Below are 5785 nucleotides of genomic sequence, written 5' to 3'. Positions count from 1 at the left end.
AATTCCATAGGCTTTAGCCAAAACCTGGATCTATACCTGTTGTAAAGTAAATGGCGAAAGATTCTCTGAGGATACATGATTTCCCATAGGGATAAAAACAAAAAAATCCTTTATCATTATGATAAAGGATTTTTAAAAATAAAATAAAAACTGGCGGCGGCCTACTCTCCCGCGTTAGCAGTACCATCGGCGCTGGTGGGCTTAACTTCTGTGTTCGGAATGGGAACAGGTGAGCCCCACCGCTAAAACCACCCTAAAGAAGGTATATAAGAAGTTAGAGATTAGTACTTAGAGGTTAGTGAGATACTAACTTCTAACATCTAGTTTCTAGCTTCTGTTTTAAGCGATAAAAACTTTCACAAAGAGCTAACCTTGCTGCACTTCCGTGCGCCATATCAGGCTATAAATCTACGGGTAATTAGTACTACTCGGCTATGACATTACTGTCTTTACACCTGTAGCCTATCAACGTCGTCATCTCCAACGACCCTTAAAAGATGTCTCATCTTGAGGCGAGTTTCGCACTTATATGCCTTCAGTGCTTATCTCTTCCAAACGTAGCTACTCAGCAGTGCACCTGGCGGTACAACTGATACACCAGAGGTTTGTTCAATTCGGTCCTCTCGTACTAGAATCAAGCCCTCTCAAACATCTAACGCCCGCAATAGATAGAGACCGAACTGTCTCACGACGTTCTGAACCCAGCTCGCGTGCCACTTTAATGGGCGAACAGCCCAACCCTTGGGACCTTCTCCAGCCCCAGGATGTGACGAGCCGACATCGAGGTGCCGAACCTCCCCGTCGATGTGAGCTCTTGGGGGAGACTAGCCTGTTATCCCCGGAGTACCTTTTATCCTATGAGCGATGGCCCTTCCATACGGAACCACCGGATCACTATGTCCTGCTTTCGCACCTGATCGACTTGTAGGTCTCACAGTCAAGCACCCTTATGCCATTACACTCTACGCACGGTTACCAAGCGTGCTGAGGGTACCTTTGAAAGCCTCCGTTACTCTTTTGGAGGCGACCACCCCAGTCAAACTACCCACCACGCAATGTCCTTCTGAAAGAAGTTAGGCTCCAAGTAAGTAAAGGGTGGTATTTCAACGACGGCTCCACCTACACTAGCGTGCAAGCTTCAAAGCCTCCCACCTATCCTACACATTACTTACTCAAAGTCAATACGAAGTTATAGTAAAGGTTCACAGGGTCTTTTCGTCCCATTGCGGGTAATCGGCATCTTCACCGATACTACAATTTCACAGAGCTCATGGTTGAGACAGTGCCCAGATCGTTACACCATTCGTGCAGGTCGGAACTTACCCGACAAGGAATTTCGCTACCTTAGGACCGTTATAGTTACGGCCGCCGTTTACTGGGGCTTCAGTCAATGCCTTCGCTTACGCTAAGCACCTTCCTTAACCTTCCAGCACCGGGCAGGTGTCAGACCCTATACTGCATCTTTCGATTTTGCAGAGTCCTGTGTTTTTGATAAACAGTCGCCTGGGCCTCTTTACTGCGGCCACCATTGCTGATGGCGTCTCTTCTCCCGAAGTTACGAGACTATTTTGCCTAGTTCCTTAACCATGATTCACTCTAGCACCTTAGGATTCTCTCCTCGACTACCTGTGTCGGTTTTGGTACGGGTTGCTTCACTTCGGCTTTTCTTGGAAGCTCTTTCCCTACAGCAGCTTCGCCCGAAGGCTAGGCCTTGACTATTCCGTCAGTCTCCAGTAAGTACGGAACTCCGTCCCCTTTTTAGTGTGAGCAAGTATGGGAATATTAACCCATTGTCCATCCACTTCCCCTTTCGGGTGCGCGTTAGGTCCCGACTAACCCTCAGCTGATTAGCATGGCTGAGGAAACCTTAGTCTTTCGGTGAGCGGGTTTCTCGCCCGCTTTATCGTTACTTATGCCTACATTTTCTTTTCTATACGCTCCACAATACCTCACAGTACTGCTTCTAAGCAAATAGAATGCTCTCCTACCAGATGTACAATGTACAAATCCATAGCTTCGGTAATATGTTTATGCCCGATTATTATCCATGCCGGACCGCTCGACTAGTGAGCTGTTACGCACTCTTTAAATGAATGGCTGCTTCCAAGCCAACATCCTAGCTGTCAATGCAGTCCAACCGCGTTGCTTCAACTTAACATATATTTGGGGACCTTAGCTGTTGGTCTGGGTTCTTTCCCTCTCGGACATGGACCTTAGCACCCATGCCCTCACTGCCGTAGAACATTTATTAGCATTCGGAGTTTGTCAGGAATTGGTAGGATTTGACTCCCCCGCATCCAATCAGTCGCTCTACCTCTAATAAACTTATATACGACGCTGCACCTAAATGCATTTCGGAGAGTACGAGCTATCTCCCAGTTTGATTGGCCTTTCACCCCTACCCACAGGTCATCCGAAGACTTTTCAACGTCAACCGGTTCGGTCCTCCACTCTGTGTTACCAGAGCTTCAACCTGCCCATGGGTAGATCACAAGGTTTCGCGTCTAATCCTACTAACTATGCGCCCTATTCAGACTCGCTTTCGCTCCGGCTCCGGTACTTAATACCTTAACCTCGCTAGTAAAATTAACTCGTAGGCTCATTATGCAAAAGGCACGCCGTCACAGCTTAATGCTGCTCCGACCGCTTGTAGGCGTACGGTTTCAGGTTCTATTTCACCCTTCTATTCGAAGTGCTTTTCACCTTTCCTTCACAGTACTTGTTCACTATCGGTCTTTCAGGAGTATTTAGCCTTGGAGGATGGTCCCCCCATATTCAGACAGGATTTCACGTGTCCCGCCCTACTCATTTATCATCTTATTATGCCTTTCGAGTACAGGATTGTCACCTTCTATGATTGTTCTTTCCAAAACATTCCTCTAAACATAAAAAGACTTTTGGGCTAATCCGCTTTCGCTCGCCACTACTTACGGAATCTCTTCGATTTCTTTTCCTCCGGGTACTTAGATGTTTCAGTTCTCCGGGTTTGCTTCCCCTAAGGGATGACATGTCTTCAACATGCCGGGTTGCCCCATTCGGACATCTGCGGATCAATTCGTGTGTGCCAATCCCCGCAGCTTTTCGCAGCTTACCACGTCCTTCGTCGCCTCTGAAAGCCTAGGCATCCGCCATACGCCCTTAACGATTTCTTTCCTAATATTTAAATTAGTTCAGTATTTTTTGATTAGTATCAATACTAATCGATATTTTTATAAACTCGGCACTCGAAAGTGCTCGGTTATCTCTTTGTGATGTCTTTACCGTTAATGTCAATGATCTTAATTTCTTCTTGTCAACTTAATAAACAGATGTTGTTGTTGGCTCCATCCGTAACTTTTAAATTAAGCTTCCAAAACTGTGGAGAATAAGGGAGTCGAACCCTTGACCTCCTGCGTGCAAGGCAGGCGCTCTAGCCAGCTGAGCTAATTCCCCCTCTAGTAGACTAAGAGACTCAAGATGCTAGATTCAAGATTATTTATCTTGGCTCTTGGCTCTTTTATCTTCCCGTCTTTTAATTAGTAGTCTCGGGCAGGCTCGAACTGCCGACCTCTACATTATCAGTGTAGCGCTCTAACCAGCTGAGCTACGAGACTGTCTTTTTAGACGTTTAGATCCTAGATGCTAGATACAAGACTTCTTTTTCGTCTTGGTTCTTGGCTCTGGGCTCTTGTATCTCTTCCCTATACTAATTTCTAGTGGGTTTTGTATTTTTAATATAAATCAACCAAACAAAAAACTAAAGCTATGGCTTTAAGTAAGTATAATGTATCTTACGATACTGATTTTGTTTAACGTCTTAAGACGCTCTAAAATGAGATGTTCCAGCCGCACCTTCCGGTACGGCTACCTTGTTACGACTTAGCCCTAGTTACCTGTTTTACCCTAGGCAGCTCCTGTTACGGTCACCGACTTCAGGTACCCCAGACTTCCATGGCTTGACGGGCGGTGTGTACAAGGCCCGGGAACGTATTCACCGCGCCATGGCTGATGCGCGATTACTAGCGATTCCAGCTTCATAGAGTCGAGTTGCAGACTCCAATCCGAACTGAGACCGGCTTTCGAGATTTGCATCACATCACTGTGTAGCTGCCCTCTGTACCGGCCATTGTATTACGTGTGTGGCCCAAGGCGTAAGGGCCGTGATGATTTGACGTCATCCCCACCTTCCTCTCTACTTGCGTAGGCAGTCTCACTAGAGTCCCCAACTTAATGATGGCAACTAGTGACAGGGGTTGCGCTCGTTGCAGGACTTAACCTAACACCTCACGGCACGAGCTGACGACAACCATGCAGCACCTTGAAAAATGTCCGAAGAAAAGCCTATTTCTAAGCCTGTCATTTCCCATTTAAGCCTTGGTAAGGTTCCTCGCGTATCATCGAATTAAACCACATAATCCACCGCTTGTGCGGGCCCCCGTCAATTCCTTTGAGTTTCAAACTTGCGTTCGTACTCCCCAGGTGGCTAACTTATCACTTTCGCTTAGTCTCTGAAGCTTGCGCTCCAAAAACGAGTTAGCATCGTTTACGGCGTGGACTACCAGGGTATCTAATCCTGTTCGCTCCCCACGCTTTCGTCCATCAGCGTCAGTTGTTGCTTAGTAACCTGCCTTCGCAATTGGTGTTCTAAGTAATATCTATGCATTTCACCGCTACACTACTTATTCCAGCTACTTCAACAACACTCAAGACCTGCAGTATCAATGGCAGTTTCACAGTTAAGCTGTGAGATTTCACCACTGACTTACAGATCCGCCTACGGACCCTTTAAACCCAATAAATCCGGATAACGCTTGCACCCTCCGTATTACCGCGGCTGCTGGCACGGAGTTAGCCGGTGCTTATTCGTATAGTACCTTCAGCTAGATACACGTATCTAGGTTTATCCCTATACAAAAGAAGTTTACAACCCATAGGGCCGTCATCCTTCACGCGGGATGGCTGGATCAGGCTCCCACCCATTGTCCAATATTCCTCACTGCTGCCTCCCGTAGGAGTCTGGTCCGTGTCTCAGTACCAGTGTGGGGGATCACCCTCTCAGGCCCCCTAAAGATCGCAGACTTGGTGAGCCGTTACCTCACCAACTATCTAATCTTGCGCGTGCCCATCTCTATCCACCGGAGTTTTCAATTTAAAATGATGCCATTCTAAATATTATGGGGTATTAATCTTCCTTTCGAAAGGCTATCCCCCTGATAAAGGCAGGTTGCACACGTGTTCCGCACCCGTACGCCGCTCTCAAGATCCCGAAAGATCTCTACCGCTCGGCTTGCATGTGTTAGGCCTCCCGCTAGCGTTCATCCTGAGCCAGGATCAAACTCTCCATTGTATGTTTGTCTGACTCACTCAAAGTTTTTAACGCTTTAGTTTTTCCTTACTTGGTTGTTATATTGTATGTCAATGATCTTTATATCTTTCGCTTTTTCCGAAACAATCTCTCTGTCAGTGTTGCTCCGTATTTGCGAGTGCAAAAGTAAAACTTTATTTTGAACTGACCAAATGTTTTGAAAGAAAATTTTAAAGTTTTTTAAGTAACCTTAATTCTTCCCAAACCCTCAATCTCAATACTCCTGCGCTCCCTTAATTGGGACTGCAAAGATACAAACTTTATTTTAACCCGCAACTTTTAACCTATAAAAATTTAAAGTTTTTTTTCGTTCGTTTCTTTTTAAAAGTATATCGTTTTTGCTTATCTAAAAGCTCTTCTGCGCTTACTGAATCTCTTTCGTTTTTCAGTGGGGCAAAGATAGAAACTTCATCATTACCCCGCAAGTTTATTTAACATAAA

At 45.9% G+C, this 5785-nt stretch carries 2 tRNA genes and 3 rRNA genes; all 5 read right to left on the bottom strand.

Annotation, left to right across the window (positions count from 1 at the left end):
- Positions 1–148 precede the first annotated feature (148 nt).
- Positions 149–256 (bottom strand): 5S ribosomal RNA (gene rrf / locus ACTJJF_RS21930).
- A gap of 142 nt (positions 257–398) precedes the next feature.
- Positions 399–3152, bottom strand: a 23S ribosomal RNA gene (locus ACTJJF_RS21925).
- A gap of 206 nt (positions 3153–3358) precedes the next feature.
- Positions 3359–3432: transfer RNA gene (locus ACTJJF_RS21920), tRNA-Ala, on the bottom strand.
- Positions 3433–3519: 87 nt separating this feature from the next.
- Positions 3520–3593, bottom strand: a tRNA-Ile gene (locus tag ACTJJF_RS21915).
- A 216-nt stretch (positions 3594–3809) separates the two neighbouring features.
- Positions 3810–5326, bottom strand: a 16S ribosomal RNA gene (locus ACTJJF_RS21910).
- Together the 16S, 23S and 5S rRNA genes with 2 tRNA genes alongside form the textbook arrangement of a ribosomal RNA operon.
- Positions 5327–5785 lie beyond the last annotated feature (459 nt).

Source organism: Chryseobacterium sp. 22458, from assembly GCF_052044975.1.
In the GTDB taxonomy this organism is placed as follows: Bacteria; Bacteroidota; Bacteroidia; order Flavobacteriales; family Weeksellaceae; genus Chryseobacterium.
This window is presented reverse-complemented; position numbering and strand designations above follow the sequence as displayed.